Annotated in this window: 22 protein-coding genes; 12 read left to right on the plus strand and 10 right to left on the minus strand. The window is 74.8% G+C overall.

The window, feature by feature from the left end; all coding sequences use genetic code 11:
• Positions 1 to 71: 71 nt before the first annotated feature.
• Entirely contained in the window at positions 72 to 854 is a 783-nt protein-coding gene (locus JQN70_RS17705; RefSeq protein WP_204132698.1) for a hypothetical protein, read from the minus strand.
• Positions 855 to 975: 121 nt separating this feature from the next.
• Between JQN70_RS17705 and JQN70_RS17710 the strand changes: the two genes are divergently transcribed.
• On the plus strand, positions 976 to 1,914 hold the full coding sequence (locus JQN70_RS17710; RefSeq protein ID WP_204132699.1) for a hydroxymethylglutaryl-CoA lyase: 939 nt from the start codon (positions 976 to 978) through the stop codon (positions 1,912 to 1,914).
• Positions 1,915 to 2,022: 108 nt separating this feature from the next.
• Positions 2,023 to 2,883, plus strand: coding sequence for a hypothetical protein (locus JQN70_RS17715; protein ID WP_204132700.1), 861 nt, complete (start codon positions 2,023 to 2,025; stop codon positions 2,881 to 2,883).
• Between the two features lie 7 nt (positions 2,884 to 2,890).
• Here JQN70_RS17715 and JQN70_RS17720 read toward each other — a convergent pair whose 3' ends face one another.
• Positions 2,891 to 4,207, minus strand: a complete 1,317-nt coding sequence (locus JQN70_RS17720) for an MFS transporter (RefSeq protein ID WP_307836061.1) — start codon at positions 4,205 to 4,207, stop codon at positions 2,891 to 2,893.
• Positions 4,208 to 4,366: 159 nt separating this feature from the next.
• Here JQN70_RS17720 and JQN70_RS20695 point away from each other — a divergent pair, with 159 nt between their 5' ends.
• Positions 4,367 to 4,765, plus strand: a complete 399-nt coding sequence (locus tag JQN70_RS20695; RefSeq protein WP_204132724.1) for a cold-shock protein — start codon at positions 4,367 to 4,369, stop codon at positions 4,763 to 4,765.
• Entirely contained in the window at positions 4,765 to 5,511 is a 747-nt protein-coding gene (locus JQN70_RS17730; protein WP_204132701.1) for a DUF3027 domain-containing protein, read from the plus strand. The genes JQN70_RS20695 and JQN70_RS17730 overlap by 1 nt, the downstream gene beginning before the upstream one ends.
• A gap of 23 nt (positions 5,512 to 5,534) precedes the next feature.
• On the opposite strand, the gene JQN70_RS17735 is transcribed toward JQN70_RS17730, so the two are convergent.
• Positions 5,535 to 5,792 (minus strand): DUF2530 domain-containing protein, encoded by a 258-nt coding sequence (locus tag JQN70_RS17735; RefSeq protein ID WP_307836062.1) that lies wholly within the window; start codon positions 5,790 to 5,792, stop codon positions 5,535 to 5,537.
• Positions 5,793 to 5,885: 93 nt separating this feature from the next.
• Between JQN70_RS17735 and JQN70_RS17740 the strand changes: the two genes are divergently transcribed.
• From JQN70_RS17740 to JQN70_RS17750, 3 genes are all read left to right on the plus strand, one after another.
• The gene (locus JQN70_RS17740; protein ID WP_204132702.1) at positions 5,886 to 7,385 is read left to right on the plus strand and encodes an NCS2 family permease; all 1,500 of its coding nucleotides are present in this window, start codon (positions 5,886 to 5,888) and stop codon (positions 7,383 to 7,385) included.
• A 156-nt stretch (positions 7,386 to 7,541) separates the two neighbouring features.
• Positions 7,542 to 7,985 (plus strand): MarR family winged helix-turn-helix transcriptional regulator, encoded by a 444-nt coding sequence (locus tag JQN70_RS17745; RefSeq protein ID WP_307836063.1) that lies wholly within the window; start codon positions 7,542 to 7,544, stop codon positions 7,983 to 7,985.
• Entirely contained in the window at positions 7,982 to 9,283 is a 1,302-nt protein-coding gene (locus JQN70_RS17750) for an MFS transporter (RefSeq protein WP_204132703.1), read from the plus strand. Before JQN70_RS17745 ends, JQN70_RS17750 begins: the two co-directional genes overlap by 4 nt.
• 227 nt (positions 9,284 to 9,510) lie before the next feature.
• Here the strand turns inward: JQN70_RS17750 and serC are convergent, their stop codons facing one another.
• From serC to JQN70_RS17770, 4 genes are all read right to left on the minus strand, one after another.
• Positions 9,511 to 10,638, minus strand: a complete 1,128-nt coding sequence (serC, locus tag JQN70_RS17755; protein ID WP_204132704.1) for a phosphoserine transaminase — start codon at positions 10,636 to 10,638, stop codon at positions 9,511 to 9,513.
• Positions 10,639 to 10,752: 114 nt separating this feature from the next.
• The gene (locus JQN70_RS17760; RefSeq protein WP_204132705.1) at positions 10,753 to 12,759 is read right to left on the minus strand and encodes a PQQ-dependent sugar dehydrogenase; all 2,007 of its coding nucleotides are present in this window, start codon (positions 12,757 to 12,759) and stop codon (positions 10,753 to 10,755) included.
• 96 nt (positions 12,760 to 12,855) lie between these two features.
• Complete coding sequence (locus JQN70_RS17765) at positions 12,856 to 13,986, minus strand: citrate synthase 2 (RefSeq protein WP_204132706.1); 1,131 nt, start codon at positions 13,984 to 13,986, stop codon at positions 12,856 to 12,858.
• A 100-nt stretch (positions 13,987 to 14,086) separates the two neighbouring features.
• A complete protein-coding gene (locus tag JQN70_RS17770; protein ID WP_239111792.1) occupies positions 14,087 to 15,019 on the minus strand; it encodes an NYN domain-containing protein in 933 nt (310 codons plus the stop codon).
• Between the two features lie 81 nt (positions 15,020 to 15,100).
• Between JQN70_RS17770 and JQN70_RS17775 the strand changes: the two genes are divergently transcribed.
• The gene (locus JQN70_RS17775; RefSeq protein WP_204132728.1) at positions 15,101 to 16,381 is read left to right on the plus strand and encodes an MFS transporter; all 1,281 of its coding nucleotides are present in this window, start codon (positions 15,101 to 15,103) and stop codon (positions 16,379 to 16,381) included.
• A 304-nt stretch (positions 16,382 to 16,685) separates the two neighbouring features.
• Positions 16,686 to 17,363 carry a pyridoxamine 5'-phosphate oxidase gene (gene pdxH / locus JQN70_RS17780; RefSeq protein ID WP_204132707.1) on the plus strand — a complete coding sequence of 226 codons (678 nt, stop codon included), beginning with the start codon at positions 16,686 to 16,688 and terminating at the stop codon, positions 17,361 to 17,363.
• A 48-nt stretch (positions 17,364 to 17,411) separates the two neighbouring features.
• On the opposite strand, the gene JQN70_RS17785 is transcribed toward pdxH, so the two are convergent.
• From JQN70_RS17785 to JQN70_RS20375, 3 genes are all read right to left on the minus strand, one after another.
• The gene (locus tag JQN70_RS17785) at positions 17,412 to 17,939 is read right to left on the minus strand and encodes a hypothetical protein (protein ID WP_204132708.1); all 528 of its coding nucleotides are present in this window, start codon (positions 17,937 to 17,939) and stop codon (positions 17,412 to 17,414) included.
• A gap of 158 nt (positions 17,940 to 18,097) precedes the next feature.
• On the minus strand, positions 18,098 to 18,844 hold the full coding sequence (locus tag JQN70_RS17790) for an SDR family oxidoreductase (protein ID WP_204132729.1): 747 nt from the start codon (positions 18,842 to 18,844) through the stop codon (positions 18,098 to 18,100).
• An 83-nt stretch (positions 18,845 to 18,927) separates the two neighbouring features.
• Positions 18,928 to 19,668, minus strand: coding sequence for a hypothetical protein (locus JQN70_RS20375; protein ID WP_239111793.1), 741 nt, complete (start codon positions 19,666 to 19,668; stop codon positions 18,928 to 18,930).
• 105 nt (positions 19,669 to 19,773) lie between these two features.
• On the opposite strand from JQN70_RS20375, the gene JQN70_RS17800 reads away from it, so the two are divergent.
• From JQN70_RS17800 to JQN70_RS20380, 3 genes are all read left to right on the plus strand, one after another.
• Entirely contained in the window at positions 19,774 to 20,997 is a 1,224-nt protein-coding gene (locus JQN70_RS17800; protein WP_307836066.1) for an MFS transporter, read from the plus strand.
• Positions 20,998 to 21,007: 10 nt separating this feature from the next.
• A complete protein-coding gene (locus JQN70_RS17805) occupies positions 21,008 to 21,706 on the plus strand; it encodes an iron-dependent transcriptional repressor DtxR (protein ID WP_204132711.1) in 699 nt (232 codons plus the stop codon).
• A 121-nt stretch (positions 21,707 to 21,827) separates the two neighbouring features.
• Entirely contained in the window at positions 21,828 to 22,601 is a 774-nt protein-coding gene (locus JQN70_RS20380; protein ID WP_239111794.1) for a VldE C-terminal domain-containing protein, read from the plus strand.
• Positions 22,602 to 22,701: the final 100 nt, after the last annotated feature.

Raw genomic sequence — 22,701 nt, forward strand, 5'->3', positions numbered from 1 at the left:
CTCCCAGTCTCGGGGCCGTTCCTGAGAGTCGGCTGGACGTCGACTGGGTGTTTCGCCCCGGACCCGCCCGGTCAGTAGCTGTTGCCGTCGTACTCGTAGTCGTAGGAGGAGGACGAGCTGTCGGTGGCGATGCCCCACGCGATGAGCCCGATGAAGGCCAGCACGGTGATGCCGATGCCGACGGCGAAGGCGATCCAGCCGGCGCGGGTCATCCGGCGCGAGCCCTCGGGGTCGCTGTCCTGCTTGGTCAGTCCGATGATGCCGAGGACGAGCGAGGGGATGTTCAGGACGCCGCAGCAGAAGAGGACGGCGACGCCCGAGAGGATCGTGAGGACGAGCGCACCGGTGTTGCGCTGCGGGACGCCGTAGACCGATGGCGCACCGGCGTACGGGTACGGCCCCGGGGCGGCGTACGGCGCCTGGCCCGCCGGGCCGGGACCCGGCGGCGGGGTCTGGGGCGGGTACGCGCCGTAGGGGGAGGGGTCGGCCGGCGGTGGGGTGTACCCACCGGTCGGCGCGCCCCACGGCGGCGGGGCCGGGGCCGGGCCGGGCGGGGTGGGCGGGCCGTCGGCGGGGGCGCCGTAGGCCGGCCGGTCGTAGCTCGGCTGCTCGTAGCTGGGGGTCGCGTAGGTCGGCTGCGAGTAGCTCGGCGCCTCGTAGCCGCCGGAGGGCGACTCGAAGGCCTGCGTCGCGCTCGGGTCGACGACCTGGGTGTCGTCGGCGGCCGGGGTGGGGGCGGGCCCCGGGTCGTCCGCGGGAGCGGTGTCGGCGGGGTCGGCGGTGTCGTCGGCGGGGTCCTCGGGGAGGGGCGGCGGCGCCGTGGGGTCGCGGAACTCGTCGTCGCTCGTGCTCACGGTGGTGGGTCCCCTCGGTGTCGGTCGCCGGCCTCGACCGGCCGCCGCGCACGAGGGTAGCGCCCGGCCCGCACCGCCGGGCGCGATCGCCGGGGTCCGCCGCCCGTGTCAGGATCGGGGGATGAGCCGTGCGCTGCCGCAGGTCGAGGCCGACCCCTCGCTCCCGTCCCGGGTCACCGTGTACGAGGTGGGTCCGCGCGACGGCCTCCAGAACGAGTCCGCCGTCGTGCCGGCCGCCGACAAGGCCGAGTTCGTGCGCCGGCTGGCCGCCGCCGGGCTCGGCACGGTCGAGACGACCTCCTTCGTCGACCCGCGCTGGGTGCCGCAGCTCGCCGACGCCGAGGAGGTCCTCGGGCTGCTCGGCGACGACGGGCTCGGGCCGCGCCGCCCGGTGCTCGTGCCCAACGTGCGGGGCCTGGACCGGGCCCTGGCCGCCGGGGTGGGCGCCGTCGCGATCTTCGGCAGCGCCACCGAGACCTTCGCGCGCAAGAACCTCAACCGCACGGTCGAGGAGTCGGTGGCGATGTTCGCCCCCGTCGTCGAGCGGGCCCGGGCCGAGGGGCTCTGGGTGCGGGCGTACGTGTCGATGTGCTTCGGCGACCCGTGGGAGGGGCCGGTGCCCGTGGCGCAGGTCGTCGACGTCTGCCGCCGGCTCATGGACCTCGGCTGCGACCAGCTCTCGCTCGGGGACACGATCGGGGTGGGCACGGTCGGCCACGTCCACCGGCTGCTCGACGCCCTCGGGGCGGGCGGCATCGGGCCGGAGCGGGTCGGGGTGCACTTCCACGACACCTACGGGCAGGCCCTCGCCAACACGCTGGCCGCGCTGCGCGACGGCGTCACCGTCGTCGACGCCTCCGCCGGCGGCCTGGGCGGCTGCCCGTACGCGAAGTCGGCGACCGGAAACCTCGCCACCGAGGACCTCGTGTGGACCCTCGACGGTGCCGGCGTCGAGACGGGCATCGACCTCGACGCCCTCGTCGAGACCTCCGCGTGGATGGCCGGCCGGCTCGGGCGTCCCTCGCCCTCGCGCGTCGTCAGGGCGCTGACCGGCGGCTGACCGCGCAGCACCGCGACCGGGCAGGACGCCCCGGGTGCGGCTGTGAGTTCGGTGTGAGTTCGTCCCGGTCCGCTGCCCGGACGCCGACGGTGAGCGGATGATGGCGCCATGGCGAACCGTCCGACCGGGCCCGAGCAGGGCGACGACGTCCCCGAGCCCACCCAGCCGATCGACCCCGCGCCCACCGCGGCCCAGCCGCCGGCCGACGCCGCCCCGGCCGAGCCGGTCGCGGCCGCCCCGGCGCCCCCCGAGCAGCCGGCCTGGACCGCGACGGCGCCCGGTCCGCCCGCGGGCCCGGCCCCGGGGTGGCCGCCTCCGCACCCGCCGGCCGGGCCGCCGGGCGCGGTGCGGCGCTCGTGGACCGAGGCGACCTCGTCGACCGGTGGCCGCGTGGCGCTCGGCGCCGCGGCGGTGCTCGCCACGCTGCTCGTCGTCGCCGTCATCGGTCTCGGGGCGGCCCTCGTCGGCGGCCACCGCGGCGACGAGGTCCGTGGGTTCGCCCGCTCCGACGGCTCCGGCCGGGGGCCGGGCCTCGACGGCCGGCAGGGCACCGACGGCCGCCGCGGACCCGACGCGAACGGTCCGATGCAGGGCGGCCCGATGATGCGCGACCGCGACGGGCTGCCGAACGGCACCGACGGCCAGGGCCAGGGCCAGGGTCGCCAGCGGGGCACCGCGGGCGGGATGATGGACGGCGTGACCGGCCTCGACGACGTCCTCCACGGCGAGTTCACGACGACCGCGACCGGCAGCCCGGTCGTCATGGTGGTGCAGGTCGGGGAGGTCACGGCCTACGCAGCCGACAAGAGCATCACCGTCCAGAGCTCCGACGGCTTCGAGGGCACCTACGACCTCTCGGCCGGCTACGCCTCGTCGCGCATCGGCCTGCCGCTGAAGGTGGGGGCGCAGGTGCGGGTCGTCGCCGCGAAGGACGGGATGAAGGCCACGCGGCTCAACGTCGTGGGCTGACCGCCCCTCAGGGCTCGAGGACCCCGTTGACCTCGGGGGTGATCTCGCGCTCGAGGGCCAGGGCGAGCACGGCCACGAGCGCCAGCCCGACGAGGATCACGACGACGAACACCCCGCCGAGGCGGCGGTCGAGGAGCCATCCGGCCGCCACAGGTGCCGTGATGGCGCCGACCTGGAAGGCGCTCGCCGACACCGCGTTGTAGCGGCCGCGGTCGTGGTCGCTCGCGAGGTCGTTGACGATGGCCGGCACGGTGGGCTGGAGCAGCGTCTCGCCGAGGCCGAAGAAGACGTGGAAGACGATGACCCCCGCGGCCGCCGCGAGCGTGCCCGCGACGAGCCCGGTGGACCCGAGCAGCGCCCAGGCGAGGGCCCAGAGGACGACGAGCCCGAGGAAGACCCGGGTGCGCCGGCGGCCGTCGATGCGCCGGAGCACGAGGAACTGCATGAGGACGATGACGGCGGTGTTCGCGGCGAAGGCGAACCCGATGGTGCGGGTCGAGACCTCGCTGACCTGCCGGGCGAACGCGGGGAACCCGGCCTCCATCTGCCCGTAGCCGACGAAGCTCGAGAGGAACGTGAGCGCCGTGATCCACAGGACGGCGGGGCGCCGGAGGATCGCGAGGTAGCCCGAGCCCTCGCCCGCTCCCTCCTCCGGCGGTGCCGGGCGGCCGGCGACCCGGCGCAGCGGCCCGAGGAGCAGCGCGATGGGCACGAGGACGCACACCGCGTCGACGAGGAAGATCGCGCTGAAGGTGCCGGGCCGCGACACGTCGGCGAGGAAGCCGCTGACCACGCCGCCGAGGCCGATGCCGAGGTTGACGAGCGCGAAGTTGATTCCGAAGTACTGCGTGCGCAGCCGGCCGTCGACGATGCTCGCGATCATCGCGTTGAACGCCGGCCAGCCGATGCCGAAGCTCACCCCGAGCAGCGAGACCGCGACGACGAAGGCCGGCACGGTGGTGGCGAAGGCGATGACGACCGCGCCGAGCACCTGGGCGAGCAGGCCGGCGATGACGACGGGGCGGGCGCCCAGCCGGTCGGTGAGGATGCCCACCGGCGCCGTGACGAGCACGGCGACGACCGCGATGAGCCCCATGAGCAGGCCGGCGACGTCGAGGTCGATGCCGCGGACCTCGTGGATGTAGATGACCGTGAAGGGCAGCGTCATCCCCCGCCCGAGCGTGGAGATCGCCGTCGTCGAGAGCAGCCAGCGGCCCGCCGGGGGCAGGGCCGCCCAGAAGCCGCGCAGCGTCAGGTCGGTGGCGTCGGCGCCCGCCGCCCGGTCGGCGTCGGTGCTCGGCGGGTTCTCGGTGGTCTCGGGCACGGGGCCAACCGTGCCACGACCCACCGACGCCGCTCGACGGGGTTTCCGGCGGGCTTCGCGGGCCGCCGGAACCGGGCAGCGCCGGGTCCGCCGCACCGGTTAGCCTTGGCGGTGGTGCCCGCACCGGGTGCCGTCGATGAGTGATGGGTGAGGTGGACCGTGCCGACTGGCAAGGTGAAGTTCTTCGACGCCGAGAAGGGCTTCGGTTTCGTGTCCGGGGACTCCGGGGAGGGCGACGTCTTCGTCCCCGCCTCCGCGCTGCCCGCCGGGGTCACCGGCCTCAAGGGTGGCCAGCGGATCGAGTTCGACGTCGCCGAGGGCCGCCGCGGCGCCCAGGCCCTCTCCGTGCGCCTCCTCGACCCCGCCCCCTCGGTCGCCACCAACCGCCGGGTCCGCGACCGCAAGCCGGCCGACGAGATGGTCGTCATCGTCGAGGACGTCATCAAGCTCCTCGACGACGTCTCCGAGTCCCTGCGCCGCGGCCACTACCCCGACAAGGCGCACGGCAACAAGGTGGCCCAGGTGCTGCACGCCGTCGCCGCCGACCTCGAGCTCTGATGCCCGCCGCCACCGCCGTCAAGCCCGACAGCACCCTGCGCGGGGCCGTCGAGCCGGCCCGCGAGGCCGCGCTGGCGGTCGCCGAGGGCGACGCCGTCGGCGAGCACCTCGGGATGGAGATGGTCGAGGAGCGGCTCGCGACGCACTACTTCGCGTGCACCGCACCGGCCTACCGCGGCTGGCGCTGGGCGGTGTCGGTGTCGCGCGTCGCGCGCTCGAAGGCCGTGACGGTCTGCGAGGCGAACCTCGTCCCGGGCGACGGCGCGCTGCTCTCGCCCGAGTGGGTGCCGTACGCCGCCCGGCTCGCGCCCGGCGACCTCGGCCCCGGCGACGTCACGCCGTTCGTCGAGGACGACCCGCTGCTCGAGCCCGGCTTCGAGGCCACCGGCGACGAGGACGTCGACGCCGTCGCGCTCTGGGAGCTCGGCCTCGGCCGCCCGCGCGTGCTCTCGGCCGAGGGCCGCGACGTCGCCGCGCAGCGCTGGTACGACGGCGAGAACGGCCCGTCGGCCCCGGTCGCCACCAAGGCCCCGATGCCCTGCTCGTCGTGCGGCTTCCTCGTCCCGATGGCCGGTGCGCTGCGCTCGGTGTTCGGCGTCTGCGCCAACGCGTGGTCGCCGTCGGACGGCCGGGTCGTCAGCCTCGACCACGGGTGCGGCGCGCACTCGGAGGTCGACCTCGAGGCACCGGCCCCCGAGCGGGTCTCGCCGCCGATCCTCGACGACTTCGAGCTCGACCCCACCTGACGCGGCGGCCCGCCTCGCGGGCGTCAGGCCCCGGCGGCGTTGCCCTTCCCCCGGCGCACGTACCACCCGGCGAAGGCCCCGAGGGCCAGGCCGCTGACGCACGCCCACGGCCACCACGACCGCTCGCCCTGGTGCAGGGCGGGGACGGCGAGGGTGATCACCAGCGCCAGCGCCCAGAGACCCGTACCGACGAGGACCACGGTGCGGGTCGGCAGGTTCGGCGGGTCCACCGGGGCGGACGCGCCGAGGGAGCGGGCCGGGCGGGGGGTCTGGTCGGTCACGGCGCCAGCGTAACGACCCGCCCGCGCGGCCCGGCGTCTCGCCGTCACACCCCCGAAACCCACGCGCCCGCCCGCGCCACTAGCCTGCACGCCATGGCCGAGACCACGACGACCGCCGACGACACCGGGCGCGCGCCCGGGGGCTTCCTCGAGCGCTACTTCCACATCCACGAACGCGGCTCGACCGTGGGCCGGGAGGTCCGCGGCGGGTTCGCCACGTTCTTCACGATGGCCTACATCGTCGTGCTGAACCCGCTGATCCTCGGCTTCGTCAAGGACGCCGACGGCAAGTTCCTCGGCGGCGGCGACGCCCCGAACCTCGCCGCGATCGCGGCCGGCACCGCGCTCGTCGCCGGCGTGCTGACCATCCTCATGGGGGTCGTCGCCAACTACCCGCTCGCCCTCGCCACGGGGCTGGGGCTCAACGCCTTCGTCGCGTACGCGATCGCGAGCAAGATGACGTGGGCCGACGCGATGGGCCTCGTCGTGCTCGAGGGCGTCATCATCCTCGTCCTCGTGCTCACCGGCTTCCGGCAGGCGGTGTTCCACGCGGTGCCCGCCCAGCTCAAGGTCGCCATCTCGGTGGGCATCGGGCTGTTCATCGCGCTCATCGGGCTCGTCGACGCCGGCTTCGTGCGGCGCACCGGCGCCGGCCCGGTGCCGGTCGAGCTCGGCATCGGCGGGCAGCTCGCCGGGTGGCCGACGCTCGTCTTCGCGCTCGGCGTGCTCCTCATCGTGGCCCTCTGGGTCAAGAAGGTGAAGGGCGCCATCATCATCTCGATCGTCACGATGACCGTCGTCGCGTTCGTCGTCGAGGCGATCGCCAAGGTCGGGCCGACCGTCACCGGGGTCGACGAGGCCGGCAACAACGTCGTCAACCCGCTCGGCTGGAACCTCAACGTGCCGGCCTGGCCGGACCAGGTCGACCCGATCAGCTTCGGCACCCTCGGCGAGTTCAGCCTCTTCGGGTCCTTCGAGCGGGTCGGTGTCGTCGCCGCGGTGCTGCTGATCTTCACGCTGATGCTCGCCGACTTCTTCGACACGATGGGCACGATGACGGCCATCGGCGCCGAGGCCGGGCTGCTCGACGAGGAGGGCAACCCGCCGAACACGTCGCGGATCCTCGTCGTCGACTCGGTCGCCGCGGCGGCCGGTGGTGCTGCGGGTGTCTCGTCGAACACGTCGTACATCGAGTCCGCGTCGGGTGTCGGCGAGGGGGCCCGCACCGGGCTCGCCTCGGTGGTCACCGGCGTGCTGTTCCTCGTCGCCGTGGTCTTCGCGCCGCTCGTGAAGATCATCCCCAACGAGGCGGCCGTCCCGGCGCTCGTGCTCGTCGGGTTCCTCATGATGCAGCAGGTCAAGGAGATCGCCTGGGACGACCTCGAGATCGCCATCCCGGCGTTCCTCACGATCATCCTCATGCCGTTCACCTACTCGATCACGGTGGGCATCGGCGCGGGCTTCGTCGCCTACGTCGTCATCAAGCTCGTCCGCGGGAAGGTGCGCGAGATCCACCCGATGATGTGGGTCACCGCCCTGCTCTTCGTCGTCTACTTCTTCATCGAGCCGATCACCGAGGTCGTCTCCGGCTGACGCCTCCCGCCCCGCGACGCCCGCTCCCGTCCTCGACGGGGTCGGGCGTCGTCGCGTTGCGGTGGACACGGCGGCACGGCCGGCGGCGGTGTGGAATAGTTAGCCACGGTAATGAGTTGTGCTAACTACCGATGACGACCACCGCTGGAGACCCCCGTGCCCGCACCCGCCCCCACGATGACCCGCACCCAGAAGGACCGCCTGACGAGCGACCTGCGCGTCGTCTGCATGCGGATCTCCCGTCGGGTGCGCTTCGAGAGCACGGTGGACCTCGCCCCGCACCAGTTCTCGGTCCTCGTGCGCCTCGAGGACGGTCCGCGGACCCCGAAGGAGGTCGCGGACATCGAGCGGGTCTCGGCCCCGAGCATGAGCCGGACGGTCAGCGGGCTCGTCGAGGCCGGGCTCGTGGCGCGCGCCGACGACCCGACCGACGGCCGGCAGGTCATCCTCTCGCTCACGGCGGAGGGGCGCCGCAAGGTCAAGGAGACGCGGCGGCGCCGCGACCAGTGGCTGGCGACGCGCCTCGAGCACCTCACCGACGCCGAGCGCGCCCTCCTCGTCGAGGCCACCGCCCTGCTCGAACGGGTGGCCGCCGAGTGAGCCCCACCTTCACCTCGCTCGAGGTCCGCAACTACCGGCTCTGGTTCCTCGGCGGCTTCGTCTCCAACGTCGGCACCTGGATCGGCCGGGTCGGCCAGGACTGGCTCGTCCTCACCGTGCTCACCGCCGGCTCCGCGACCGCGCTCGGCGTCGTCACCGGGCTGCAGTTCCTGCCCTTCCTGCTCCTCGCGCCGTGGAGCGGGCTCATCGCCGACCGGTTCTCGCGCCGGCGGATCCTCCTCGTCACCCAGAGCCTGCTCGCGCTGACCAGCCTCGTGCTCGGCGTCCTCGCCGTCACCGGCACCGCGCAGCTGTGGCACGTCTACGCCATCGCGCTCTTCCAGGGCGTGACGACGGCCATCGACAACCCGGCGCGCCAGGTCTTCGTCTCCGAGATGGTGCCGCCCGAGAAGCTGACCAACGCCGTCGCGCTCAACTCGGCGTCGTTCAACGCCGGCCGGCTCATCGGGCCGGGGCTCGCCGGGCTCGTCATCGCGTGGTGGGGCACCGGGCAGGCCCTCCTGCTCAACACGCTGACCTTCGTCTTCGTGCTCGCCGCGCTGGCCATGCTCACGACCTCCGAGCTCCGCTCGCCGAGCCGGGCCAAGGGGCGCGGGGGCATCCGCGAGGGGTTCGCGTACGTGCGGCACCGCCGCGACATCCAGCTCGTCATGCTCCTCGTCTTCGTGCTCGGCACCTTCGGGATGAACTTCCAGATCACGATGGCGCTCATGGCGACGAAGGTCTTCGACAAGGGCGCCGGCGAGTTCGGGCTGCTCGGCTCGATCATGGCCGTCGGGTCGCTCACCGCCGCGCTGCTCTCGGCGCGGCGGAAGGAGCCGCGGCTGCGGGTGCTGCTGCTGGCCCTCGTCGGCTTCACCGTGTCGGCCGCGGCCGCTGCGGCGGCTCCCTCCTACTGGGTGTTCGCGGCGGCCCTCGTGCCGGTCGGGCTCACCGCGCTCACCGCGCTGACCACCGCGAACGCGATGGTGCAGACCCGGGTGGCCCCGGAGATGCGCGGCCGGGTGATGGCCCTCTACATGGCGATCTTCATGGGCGGGACCCCGGCCGGTGCCCCGATGATCGGGTGGATCTCCGAGCAGTTCGGGCCGCGCTGGACCATCGGGGTCGGTGCGCTCGCGGTGGGGCTGACGCTCGTCGCGGTGTCGGTCTGGCTGGCCCGGGCGGAGAATGTGCGCGTGAGCTACGAGTCGCAGCGTCGTCCGCGGGTCAGCGTGACGACCGTCCCGGCCGAGCGCGGCTCCGCGCCGGTGCCCGTCCCGGAGCCGGCGCGGTGACCCCGCTCTTCCGGCGGCGGATGACCCTCGGCGTGCTGGCCCTCCTCGTCGTCGTGGCCGTCGTCTACGCCGTCGTGCGCTGACGCGCGCCCCCGGCGGCCACGGGCGCGGTCGCGGCGGCCCCGCCCTCCCCCGGCTCGTCCCCGACCTTGTGGGGTGGCATCCGCCGACGCGCCGGATTCACGGCGTGTCGGGCGGACGGGGCCCCACGAAGTCGGGGAGAACCCTCAGGCCAGGTGCTCGACGACGTGCTCGACCGAGGAGATGAGGGCCGACACGTCGTCGGGCTCGACGGCCGGGAAGCAGGCGACGCGCAGCTGGTTGCGGCCTAGCTTGCGGTACGGCTCGACGTCGACGATCCCGTTGGCGCGCAACGTCTTGGCGACGGCGGAGGCATCGACGGAGTCGTCGAAGTCGATGGTGGCGACGACGTGGCTGCGGTGCTCGGGGTCCTTGACGTAGGGCGTCGTGTAGGACGTGCGCTCGGCCCAGTCGTACAGCCGGCCGCTGGAGTCGGCGGTGCGGGAGGCGGCCCAGTCGAGGCCGCCGTTGCCGTTGAGCCACTCGACCTGGTTCGCGAGCATCGCGAGGGTCGCGACGGCCGGGGTGTTGTACGTCTGGTCCTTGCGGGAGTTGTCGATCGCGGTCGGCAGGCTGAAGAAGTCGGGGACCCAGCGGCCGGACGCGGCGATCTCGTCGACCCGCGCGAGGGCCGCGGGGGAGAAGAGGCCGATCCAGAGCCCGCCGTCCGAGGCGAAGGACTTCTGCGGGGCGAAGTAGTAGACGTCGGCCTGCGAGACGTCGACCGGCAGGCCGCCCGCGCCCGAGGTGGCGTCGACGAGGAGGAGCGCGTCGTCGTCGGCGCCCTCGACCCGCCGGACCGGGGCCATGACGCCGGTGGAGGTCTCGTTGTGCGCCCAGGCGTAGGTGTCGACGCCGGCCTCGGCGACGGGCTCGGGGCGGCTGCCCGGCTCGCTCGTGATGATCGTCGGGTCGCCGAGGAAGGGCGCCTTCTTCGTGACCGAGCCGAACTTGCTCGAGAACTCGCCGAAGGCCAGGTGCTGGGCGCGGTCGCGGACCAGGCCGAAGGCGGCGATGTCCCAGAACGCCGTGGACCCGCCGTTGCCGAGGACGACCTCGTAGCCCTCGGGCAGGTCGAAGAAGGTCGCGAGCCCCTCGCGCACCGCCTTGACGAGGTTCTTGACCGGCGCCTGCCGGTGCGAGGTGCCGAGGACGGTGCGGCCGATGGCGCTCAGCGCCTCGACCTGTGCCGGACGGACCTTGGAGGGTCCGGAGCCGAACCGACCGTCACCGGGCAGCAGGTCGGCGGGGATGGTGATGGGGGCGTCGCTCACGTGGGTCTCCGTGGTCGGGGGCGGTCGGGATCCCATCCTCACCGACGCTGCCCACATGGTGGGCAGCGGGTCCAGTGAGTGGTCGCCGGGCCGGCGCGGGGACCGGCGCCCGGGTCAGCGCACGGTGCCGCCCAGCCACCGGCTCGCGTAGCCCGAGGGGCCGCCGCCGTAGGTCAGCGACAGGGCTCCGCTGAGGCTGCGCCCGGCGAGGAGGTAGCTGCCGTCGGGACGGGACACGATGTCGCCGGCGGAGGTCCACCGCGCCGGGGTCGCGACGGGCACGGCACCGCGCTGCACGACGACCGCCCCGTCGGCCGCGACCCCGACCGCGAGCCGCTGCTGGCCCGGCTGGACGTCACCGAGCGCCCGGTCGGACCAGCCCGAGAGCCCGTCGGACCGGGCCGTCCACGACCCGAGGGCCGCGGTGCGCGAGAACTCGCGCTCGAGGGTCGTCCCGGAGCTGCTGCGACCGGTGACGGTGACCACGCCACGCGCAGGGTCGGCCGCCGCGGACAGGCCCGAGGTGAAAGTCCCGCCGATGTAGGTCCACGCGCCCCAGCCGGTGCCGTCGAAGTGACGGCGGTTGACGTGACCGGCCGGGGAGAGGGCGAAGACGTCGAGGGTGCCGTCGCCGAGGGAGACGACGTGCTGGGTGACGACCCCGCCGCCGAGGTCGGTGGACCCCGCCCGCCTCCCGCCCGTGAACCACGAGTACCGGACCCCGCCCGCTGCCGTGCGTGTCACGAGGTCGAGGCGGCCGGCGCGCGAGGAGGTCGCCGACGGGGCGTCGCTCGAGGTGACGCCGGTCGACGCGGCGCCCGCCCACGAGGCGCCGTCGTCGGTGCTGCGGCGCAGCAGCACCGCGTCGCCCGTGCTGCGGTAGAAGATGCCGACCTCCGAGCCCGTGCGGGCGATCGTCACCCCGGCGGGGGAGACGAGGCGTCCGCCGGCGAGGGTCGGCGGCACGGCGGTGGGGGCGACGCGCACGATCCGGTCGGCGGTGCCGTTGGACGTCGTGAACCACAGGGCGCCGTCCGGCCCCTCGGTCACCGCGCGGATCCGCCCGAAGCCCTCGGCCTGCGCCAGCGGCACGACCTCGACGACCCGGCTCGGGCCGGGCGTCGGGTCCATCCGCATGAGCGAGATGCCCTCGTCCTTGAGCAGGGCGACGGCCAGCGCACCCCGCCAGGCGCCCCACGCGGGCGAGGTGAGGAACGCGGCACCGCTCGTCGCGACCGTCGGGTTGCCCGAGGACCACATCGCCGTGCGGGCCGACGGGAACTTCGTGAGGTCGGTCATCGGGCGCGACTCGTCGTACCCGGGCACCGGGTCCCAGCCGTAGTTGGCGCCCTTGACGAGGTGGTTCACCTCGTCGTCGCGGCTCGTGCCGTGCTCGGCCGACCAGAGCTCGCTCGTGCCGGGCCGCAGGGCCAGGCCCTGGACGTTGCGGTGGCCGTAGGTCCACACGTAGCGCGCGTTGCCCCCGCGGGCGACGAAGGGGTTGTCGGACGGGATGGTGCCGTCCGGGTTGACCCGCAGCACCTTGCCGCCGAGCGAGCCGAGGTCCTGCGGGTTGGTCCCGACCGCGGCGTCGCCGGTGCCGACGTAGAGCTTCCCGTCGGCCCCGAAGCGCAGCCGGCAGCCGGAGTGCCGGCCGCTGCTCAGGGGCAGCCCGGTGACGACGGGGGCGCCGTCGGAGGTCGCCGTCGTGTCGCTCGTGAGGCGCCAGCGCAGGACGCGGACGTCGAGGGGGTTGCCGGAGCCGTCACGCACGGCCTGGCAGGTGTAGAAGCGGTTGTTGCTCGCCGCAGCGGGGTCGGCGACCATCCCGAGCAGGCCGCCCTCGCTCTGCGCGAAGATCGACGGGAACCCGCTGATGCTCACCTGCCGGGGCGCGGCCGACCCGCGCTTGCTCCACACCGTGCCGGCGCGCAGGTCGTAGAGCATGAGCCCGCCGACCCACGTGAGGTCCCACGGGTTGCTCAGGCCACTGACGACCGTCGTCACCTGGACGGTCGGGGCGGCGCTCGCCGGGGTGGCGGGCCCGGCCGTCGTCACCGCCGCGGCCGCGACGAGGGCGGCGACGAGGGCCGGCGGGGACAGGCGGCGGGGACGGGGCACGGGACCTCCCGGGACCGGGGCCGGCGCACGTGGTCGGCCTGCCCGGCGAGCGTACGTCCGGTGCGGGGCACCCGCGACCGGGGACGGCGCGCGGCGTCAGTCGTGCGCGCGGTACCCCTGGACCTCGGAGAGCGGGCGCGGGCCGGGGCCGACGTAGCGCGAGCTCGGGCGGATGAGCCGGCCGGTGCGCTTCTGCTCGAGGACGTGCGCCGACCAGCCGGCGGTGCGGGCGGCGACGAACAGCGGCGTCATCATGTCGCCCGGCACCTCGGCGAAGTCGAGGAGGACCGCGGCCCAGAAGTCGACGTTGGTCTCCATCTTGCGGTTCGGGTAGCGCTCGGCGAGCTCGGCGATGGCCGCCTTCTCGAGCTCGAGGGCGACCTCGTAGCGGGGCGCGCCGAGCCGCTTGCAGGTGTCGCGCAGGACGGCCGCGCGCGGGTCGTAGGCCCGGTAGACCCGGTGCCCGAAGCCCATGAGGCGCTCCTTGCGGTCGAAGACGCCCTTGACGTACTTCGTGGCGTCGCCCATCTGCTCGACGCCCTCGATCATGTGCTGCGCGCGGCTCGGGGCGCCGCCGTGCAGGGGACCGGAGAGCGCGCCGATGGCGCCGGAGAGGCAGGCCGCGACGTCGGCACCGGTGGAGGCGATGACGCGCGCGGTGAAGGTCGAGGCGTTGACGCCGTGCTCGGCCGCGGAGATGAAGTAGGCGTCGATGGCCTCGACGTGCTTGGGGTCGGGCTCGCCGCGCCAGCGGATCATGAACCGCTCGGGGATGGTGCGGCCCTTGTCGACCTCGGACTGGGGGACCATCGGGCTGCCCTGGCCGTGGGCCGACTGCCCGATGAACGAGATGGCCATGACGGAGGCGCGGGCGAGGTCGTCGCGGGCCTGGGCGTCGTCGATGTCGAGGAGCGGCTTGAAGCCCCAGACCGTCGCGAGCTGCGCGATGGCCGACTGGACGTCGACGCGGATGTCGCCGGTGTGCACCGGGAGCGGGAACGGCTCGGCGGGCGGCAGGCCCGGGTCGAGCTCGCCGTCGACGAGCAGCCCCCACACCTGGCCGAAGGACACCGTGCCGACGAGGTCGTTGATGTCGACCCCGCGGTAGCGCAGCGCGCCACCCTCCTTGTCGGGCTCGGCGATCTCGCTCTCGAAGGCGATGACCCCCTCGAGGCCGGGGTAGAAGTGCGGGTCCTCGGCCTGGGCCGTGGCGGTGGTGCTCGTCATACGGGGTCCCCGTTCGCTCGTCGCCGGTGTCGGGCGCGGCCCATTCTGCACGCCCCGGCCGGGATGACCCACCGACGGCTCCCCGGCATGGACACGCGGGTCAGGTGGCCCGGGGGTCGCGCATCGCCATGTCGGGGGTGCCGGCGTCGCGCACCTCGAAGAGGTCGGAGGCCTCGATGAGGCGGCTCAGCTTGGCGTACCCGTAGTTGCGCGAGTCGAAGGAGGACTGCCGGGCGATGCGCTGGCCGACCGTGCCGATCTTCGCCCATCCCGTCTCGTCGGAGGCGGAGTCGACGGCGCCGCGCAGCAGGCTGACGAGCCGGGCGTCCTGGCGCAGCTGGGCGCGGGTCGCCCGTTCGGGGGTGCTGGCGGCCGGCGGCGCGGCGTCCGCGGACTTGTCGGCGGAGGACTCGCCGCTGCGGCCGCCGGCCTTGTCGGCGCTCTTGTCGGCGCTCTTGTCGGAGGTCTTGCGGGCGGTCTTGCGGGTCGTCGCCCGGGCGGGGGTCTCGGCGGCGGTCGTCGCCTTCGCGGTGGCCTTGCGGGTCGCCCGGCGCGGGGGCTCGGGGGAGTCGTCGTCGGTGGAGGCCTCGCCGCTCGGGCTCGGGAGCCGGTCGAGGACGAGGAAGCGGGTGCACGCGCTCTGGAAGGGTGCGGGGGTCTTGGCGTCGCCGAAGCCGTAGACCGCCACGCCGTGCTCGCGCAGGTGCATGACGAGCGGCGTGAAGTCGGCGTCCGAGGAGACGATGGCGACCGCGTCGGGGCGCTGGGTGTGGAGGATCTCGACGGCGTCGACGACGAGCGCCATGTCGCTGGCGTTCTTGCCCTTCGAGGGGTCGAACTGCTGCATCGGGCGGATCGCGTTCTCGTGCAGCACTTCCTGCCAGCCCTTGAGCTCGGACTTGGTCCAGTTGCCGTACGCGCGTCGGATCGTCGTCTCGCCGAGCGCCGACAGCTCGTTGAGGACGACGTCGAGCCGGCGGGCCCGCGCGTTGTCGGCGTCGATGAGCAGCGCGATGCGCGGGGTGTCCGTCATGCCCGCGAGGCTAGTGCGTGGGGATCGGCGTGACCCCGCCGCGGGGCCACCGGTGTGCGGTGGGGGATGATGCGGCTCGTGCTGCGCTCCCTCCTCCCGGACCTCAGCCCGTTCCGGGAGAACAGGGACTACCGGCGGCTGTGGACCGGCTTCACGCTCTCGAACGTCGGGTCGCAGATGGCCGTCGTCGCCATCGGGCTCCAGGTGTACGACCTCACCGGGTCGACGGCGTCGGTGGGGCTCGTCGGGCTCTTCGCGCTCGTGCCCCTCGTCGTCATGGGGCTGTACGGCGGGGCGCTGGCCGACCACCACGACCGCCGGCTCGTCGGGCTCGTCGCGACGCTCGTGGCCTTCGCGACGAGCGTCGTCGCGGCGGTGCAGGCGTGGCTCGGGGCGAGTTCGCCGTGGCTGCTCTACGGCGTCGTGGCGGTGTGGAGCGGGGCGTTCGCGGTGTCCTCGCCGGCGCGCACGAGCATCTACCCGCGGATCCTGCCGCCGGAACAGCTGCCGGCGGCCAACGCGCTGTCGGTCTTCGCGATGAACACGGCGCTGACCGCCGGGCCGCTGCTCGCCGGGGTGCTCGTCGACTGGGGCGGGTACCGCGCGGCGTACACGACCGACGCGGTGCTCACCCTCGCCGCGGTGCACAGCCTCTGGCGGCTGCAGCCGGTGCCGCCGGAGCGGGTCGACGACGAGGCGCCGGTGCGGCGGGTGGGGCTGCGCTCGGTGCTCGACGGGTTCGCCTTCCTGCGGACGGCCCCGAACGTGCGGATGACCTTCGTCGCCGACATCGCGGCGATGCTGCTCGCCCAGCCGCGGGTGCTCTTCCCGGCGGCCGGGGCGGTCATCCTCGGGGGTGGCGCGACGACGGTCGGTGCGCTGTACGCCGCGGCGGCGGGCGGGGGCATCCTCGCGATGGTGTTCTCCGGCCGGCTCGGCGGGGTGCGGCGACAGGGCGCGGCGATCATGGTGAGCGTGGCGGGGTGGGGCGTCGGCATCGCCGGGCTCGGGGTGGCGCTGCTGGCGGCCGGTGGGGCGGTGTCCCGCGGGCAGGCGCTCGTGGGGGCCCTGGTGGCGATGGCCTTCGCCGGGGCGGCCGACTCGGTGAGCGCGGTGTTCCGGACGACGATCCTGCAGTCCGCCGCGCCGGACCGGATGCGCGGACGGCTGCAGGGGGTGTTCATCGTCGTCGTCGCCGGGGGGCCGCGGCTCGGGGAGCTGGCCGGCGGCGGGGTGGCCGAGCGCGTGGGGGAGGGGTGGACCGCCGTGGGCGGTGGGCTGGCGTGCGTGCTGGCCGTGGTGCTGCTGGCCCTGTGGCAGCCGGGGTTCGTGCGGTACGACGCGCGGCACCCGACGCCCTGACGGTGGTGGGCCGCGGGGCCGCGCGGTGGCGCGGCGCCACAGACCCGAGGAGGACGGTGGGGTCCACAGAGATCCATGCGCGACGCAAGGGATCGCGTGCGACCGGCAAGGGATCGCCTGCGACCGGGAAGGGATCCCTTGCGACCGGGAAGGGATTGCTTGCGACCGGGAAGGGATTGCTTGCGACCGGGAAGGGATTGCTTGCGACCGGGAAGGGATTGCTTGCGACCGGCACGGAGGGCGGGAGCACCATCACACCTCCCGGCGGGGGCGCCGCCGCGCCGGGCGGTCATAGGCTGGCGGCATGGACCCGCGTCGCGTCGACTACACCGGTGACGGCCTCGCCGAGGGGGACCTCTTCGCCACCCCGTACGCGCAGGTGCGCGCCTGGGTCGACGACGCCGTCCGGCGCTCCGAGTCCGCGGACGACGTCTTCGAGCCGCTCGCGCTCGCCGTCGCCACCGTCGACGAGGCCGGCCACCCGGACGTGCGCACCGTCCTCATGCGCTTCCTCGACGAGCGCGGCCCCGGCTTCGTCACCGCCCTCACCTCGGCCAAGGGCCGGCACCTGACCGCCGACGCCCACGTCGCCGCCGGGCTCACCTGGCCGGCGATGTACCGCGCGGTGCGCTTCCGCGGCCGCGCCGTGACCCTCGACCGCGACGAGGTCGAGGAGTACTGGGTGTCGCGGCCGTGGGGCTCGCGCATCTCGGCGCTGGCCTCGGACCAGTCCCGGCCGGTCGGGTCGCGCGCCGAGCTCGAGGCGGCCGTCGAGGCCCGGGCCGCCGAGTTCCCCGACACCGGGTCGCCCGACGACGTCCCGCTGCCCGACGCCTGGGGCGGCTTCCGCATCGTCTGCGACGAGGTCGAGCTCTGGGCCGGCCGGCGCAACCGGCTGCACGACCGGCTCGTCTTCACACGGACCGGCGAGGGCGACCTCGACGACGCCGCCTCGTGGGAGGTCTCGCGCCGCCAGCCCTGACGACGCGCGCCACGCGGCGCGCGCCACGCGGCGCGCCGGGCCGCCGCGTCAGGAACGACGCACGGCCTCGAGGAACGCGGATGCCTTGCGCCGCACCGATGCCGAGTGGTGCCCGGTCTGCACCTCGAGCCGCTGCACGAGGTCCTCGGTCGGCACGGCTCCCTCGTCGTGGAGCGCGACGAGGGTCGCCATCGACTGCGCGGACACGATCCAGTCCACGTCGGTCGTCGCGACCCGCGCGAGCAGCCAGTCCACGGCCCGGCGCCGCTGGGCGTCGGTGAGCGTGAGCAGCCCGAACAGCTGGGCCGTGTGCCACTGGACCGAGGGCTGGTCGCTGGCCGTCAGCTCGTCGAGCACGCGCTCGGTGTACGGGACGCCGCGCGGGGGGTCCTCGCGGACGAGCTTCTCGAAGGTGTCGACGGCGCGCATCCGCACCCAGGCGTCGTCGGCGGCGATGCAGGCGAACAGCTCGTCGAGGCGGGCGGGGTCGCGGCGCAGCAGCTCGAGGACCTCACCCGAGCGCCCGAGCGAGTTCGAGTGCCCGCCGGCGAGCAGGACCTCCGCGAACGGCTCCACGCCGGAGATCGTAGGCCGGTGGGCGCTCTCCCGGACACGGGTGCGCTCTCCCCGAGAACGGTTCTCGGGTGAAGCGCAGCCGTATCGGGTCACCCGATACGCGGGGGGCGGGAGGGGTCGCGAGTCCGCGGCCGGAGGGACGGTGGGGGCGGGAGGGGTCAGGAGGGAAGCCGGTGCACCTTGTGCGGCGCGGCCTGGGCCCGGGGCTTGAGGACGAGCAGGTCGACGTTGACGTGCGCCGGGCGGGTGGCCATCCACACGACCGCCTCGGCGACGTCGTCGGCGACGAGCGGCCCGGGCACGCCCTCGTAAACCCGGTCGGCCCGCTCCCGGTCGCCACCGAACCGGGTGAGCGAGAACTCCTCGGTGTGCACCATCCCCGGCGCGATCTCGGTGACGCGCACCGGCTGGTCGAAGAGCTCGAGACGCAGCGTCTCGGTCATCACGTGCACCCCGTGCTTGGCGACCGTGTACCCGCCCCCGCCCTCGTAGGCGAGCAGCCCGGCGATCGAGCCGACGTTGACGATGATGCCGTCGCCCCCGGCCGCGACGAGCGCGGGCAGCAGCGCCTTGGTGACCTTGAGGGTGCCGAGGACGTTCGTCTCGTACATCTGCCGCCAGAGGTCGACGTCGGCGTCCGCGACGGCCTCGAGCCCGAGGGCCCCGCCGGCGTTGTTGACGAGGACGTGCACGACCCCGCCCGCGGCCTCGGCGAGCCGGGCGACATCGGCGTCGACCGAGACGTCGCACGCGACGGCCACGCCGCCGATCCCGGCGGCCAGCGCCTCGACCCGCTCGGCGCGGCGGGCCGCACAGACCACCCGGAAGCCGCGGTCGGCGAGGAGACGGGCGGTCGCCTCCCCGATGCCGCTGCTGGCCCCGGTGACGACGGCGGTGCGGCGCATGTCGGGTGCGGTTGCCGAGGGCTGCACCGACTCGCGGGCCTCCTCGGGCCCCGTCCCGCCGGTGGTCTCGGGGACGCTCCCGGTCACGGCTGCTCCTTCGGTCGGACGGACTCGGGGTCGACGGCGACCCACGTCGCCTCGGCGCGGCCGACGAGCTCGCCGTCCGGGGCGTGCAGGGTGCTGGCCGACCAGTGCCGGCGCCCCTGCGCCCCACGCTGCCACGCCGTGACGACGAGCGCCTCCCCGGGCTCGGGGACCCGCCACACCTGCGCGGTCATCGTGCCGAGGACCATCGGCCGGCCCGCGATGCCGGCCGACCATCCGCCGGGGCAGTCGAGCGCGGCCCAGGCCATCGGGCGGGTGACGTCGGCGGGGGCGGTCCAGGTGCACGCGTACCGGCCGGAGCCGTCGTCGAGCGGCCCGGGGCGCAGCCCGAGGCCGTCGCCCGGCGAACGGGCCGTGCCGCACGAGAAGCAGGTCGGGAAGGGATGGTCGTGCGCGCCCTCGTAGCGCTCCTCGGCCTGCCGGGCCTGCTCGGGCGTCGCGGGGGCCGGCACCGGCTCGTCGAGCTCGGCGACGGCCGCGCCGGTGGCGACGAGCACCTCGCCGTCGACGAGCCGGAGGACGGCGGTGCCGGTGAGCGGGTCGGGGTCGTCGCCGACGACGGTGAGCGGCCGGCCGAGCGGCGGCGGGGCCGAGAGGCGGACGCTGACGGCGGGCAGGTCGCGGGAGGTGCGCACGTGCTCGGCGAGCGCGCCGCTCACCCAGCCGCCGTTGGCGGACTCCGGGGGCCCGCAGAAACGGCGGGGGACGGTGAGCTCCACGCGGCCAACGTACCCACGCCGGGCGGCCGACACGTGTGGTGTGCACCACTCGCCCCGTGCGCGCCCCGGACGAAGTATCTTGATGTCGAGAGAAAAGGGGTGGGTGTGGCGGAGGACGGGTTCTCGCTGCGACGGGTCGCGGTGCCGGCGTTCGGGCCGACGGCGCTGTGGTCGGTCGGCATCGGCGCGAGCCTGCCGGTCATCGCCCTGAGCGCCCGCGACCTCGGTGCGTCGGTGTCGGTCGCGGCCCTCTTCGTCGGCATCCAGACCGTCTCCGAGCTCGTCTCCGCGGTCCCGGCCGGGGTGCTCGTCGACCGGATGGGGGAGCGGCGCGCGCTCGTCGTCGCGGGGCTCGCCGACGCGGCCGCCTCGCTCCTCGCGATGCTCGCGCCCTCGCTCTGGGTCTACGCGCTGGCGATGGCGCTCTCGGGTCCGACCGGGGCGGTCTTCCTCCTCGCCCGGCAGTCCTACCTCACGGCGGCCGCGCCGGAGTCGATGCGCGCGCGGGCGATGTCGACGCTCGGCGGGGTCGGCCGGCTCGGGCTCTTCGTCGGGCCCTTCCTCGGGGCGCCGGTCGTCGAGCGGTACGGACCCCAAGCGGCCTTCGGCATCGCCGTCGTCGCCGGGCTGCTCGCCGCCGGGGTCGCCGCGGCCTCGCCCGACCTCGGCGCGCACGCCGTCCCGGCGCTCGCCGACGACGGGGAGCCGGCGGCGCGGGTGGGGGTGCTCGAGGTGGTCCGGCAGCAGCGGGCCGTGCTGCTCACCGTCGGGCTCGGGGTCCTCGCGATCGGCCTGGCCCGCTCGTCGCGGGTCGTCGTCGTCCCGCTCTGGGCCGAGCACGTCGGGCTGTCGGCGGCCCAGACCTCGCTCGTCTTCGGCGCCGCCGGCCTCGTCGAGGTCCTGCTCTTCTACCCCGCGGGGTCGCTGATGGACCGGCGCGGCCGGGTCTGGGTGGCCCTCCCGGTCACGGTGCTGCTGGGGATCGGGCTGCTCGTCCTGCCGCTCACCTCCTCGCTCGTCGCCGTCGGGGCGGTGGCCGTCGTCATGGGGGTCGGCAACGGCCTCGGGTCCGGCATCGTCATGACCCTCGGCGCCGACGCCGCGCCCGTGCGGGGCCGCGCGGCGTTCCTCGGGGTGTGGCGGCTGCTCTCGCTCGTCGGCCACAACGGTGCCTCGGTGGTCGTCGGGGCGGTGGCGGCCGTGGCCTCCATCGGCACCGCCAGCGTCGCCGTCGGCGCGCTCGCCCTGCTCGGCGGCGGGTGGCTGCTGCGCTGGCTGCCCGCGTACGACCCCCGGCGGCGGGCGCCGGTCGTCGGCGGCTCAGATTAGGCTTGCCTGCGTGACCGACCTCATCGACACCACGGAGATGTACCTCCGCACCATCTTCGAGCTCGAGGAGGAGGGCATCGTCCCGCTCCGCGCCCGCATCGCCGAGCGCCTCGGCCACTCCGGCCCCACCGTCTCCCAGACGGTCGCGCGGATGGAGCGCGACGGCCTGCTCGCCGTCGCCGGCGACCGGCACCTCGAGCTGAGCGAGCACGGGCGGCTGCTCGCCACCCGGGTCATGCGCAAGCACCGCATCGCCGAGCGGCTGCTCGTCGACGTCATCGGCCTCGAGTGGGAGTACGTCCACGACGAGGCGTGCCGGTGGGAGCACGTGATGTCCGACCGCGTCGAGCGCAAGATCCTCGCGATCCTCCCCGACCACCAGGAGTCGCCCTACGGCAACCCGATCCCCGGGCTCGACGAGCTCGGCGAGACCGGCGAGACCGTCGACTTCCGCTCCGGGCTGAGCACCCTCGACGCCGTCGCCGCCGAGGAGCCGCTGGCCGTCGTCGTGCGGCGGATCGGCGAGCCGGTGCAGGTCGACCACGAGGCGTTGGCCCTGCTCACGAGCGCGGGGCTGCTGCCCGGCCAGCCGGCCCGGGTCCGCCGCGACGGCACGCGGGTCGTCGTCTTCCACGAGGGTGCCGACGAGGCCACGGGGGTCTCGCTGCCGGCCGACATCGCCGGCCACGTCTTCGTCGCCCGCGCCTGACCCTTCGGCCCCCGACGTGACCGGTCGAACAGCCGAACCGCGTTACCCAAACGTGACATCGGCGTCCCTCGTGCCGTACGGTGGCCGCTGAGCCGTACCCACCCCGGAAGATGACTCTGCTGTGCCCTCCCCCTCTCGTACCCCCGGCCGGCGCCGTGCGCCCGGCCGCGTCCGCCGCCTCCCCGACGGCTTCCCCGGTCTCGGGGCGTCGTGGGCGGTCAAGTCCGCCGCCGGCCTCTGCGTCGTCGGTGGCGCCGCCGTCGCCCTGACCGTCCCGGCCGAGCAGGCCGACGCCGAGGCCGACACCTCGCCCGCGGCCTCGGTCGCCACCGCCGCGCTCGTCCAGCGCAGCGGCTTCGAGGCCGCCTCCCGCTCGCGCGCCGACCGCGACGACCCGGCCCCCGCCGTCGCCGCCCCCACCGGCAGCCGCCCGGTGCAGCCCGCGCCCGTCGGCGTCGCCGGCGTCAAGGCCGTCGCCAAGCCGAAGCCCACCGAGACGGCCGCGTCCTCCGGCGGCTCCTCGTCCGCCGCGGCGCCCACGGGCTCCTGGTCCGGCAAGACGACCGCGCGCTGCACGAACATCGGCCTCATCCCGAACGCGGTCGGCATCTGCTCGGCCGTCGACTCGCTCTTCGGGCCGCCGACCATCGGCGGCCGGCGCGCCACCGCGGACGAGCACGGCACCGGCCAGGCCATCGACTTCATGATCTCCGGCGCCTCGCAGGGCGACGCCATCGCGGCGTGGGTCCAGCAGAACGTCGGCAAGTTCAACGTCAAGTACCTCATCTGGCAGCAGCGCTACTGGGCGCCGGGCGAGGGCTGGAGCACGATGGAGGACCGTGGCTCGCCCACCGCGAACCACTACGACCACGTGCACGTGACGGTCAACTACTGACCCGCCCGCCCGCACCGCGGGCCCCGGCCGCGGCCCCCCCCCCCCCCGGGGCGGGGGGGGGGGGCGGCGCGGGGGGGGCGGGGGCGGCCCCCACCCCCCC

This window comes from Phycicoccus sonneratiae, from assembly GCF_016887965.1.
In the GTDB taxonomy this organism is placed as follows: domain Bacteria; phylum Actinomycetota; class Actinomycetes; order Actinomycetales; family Dermatophilaceae; genus Phycicoccus; species Phycicoccus sonneratiae.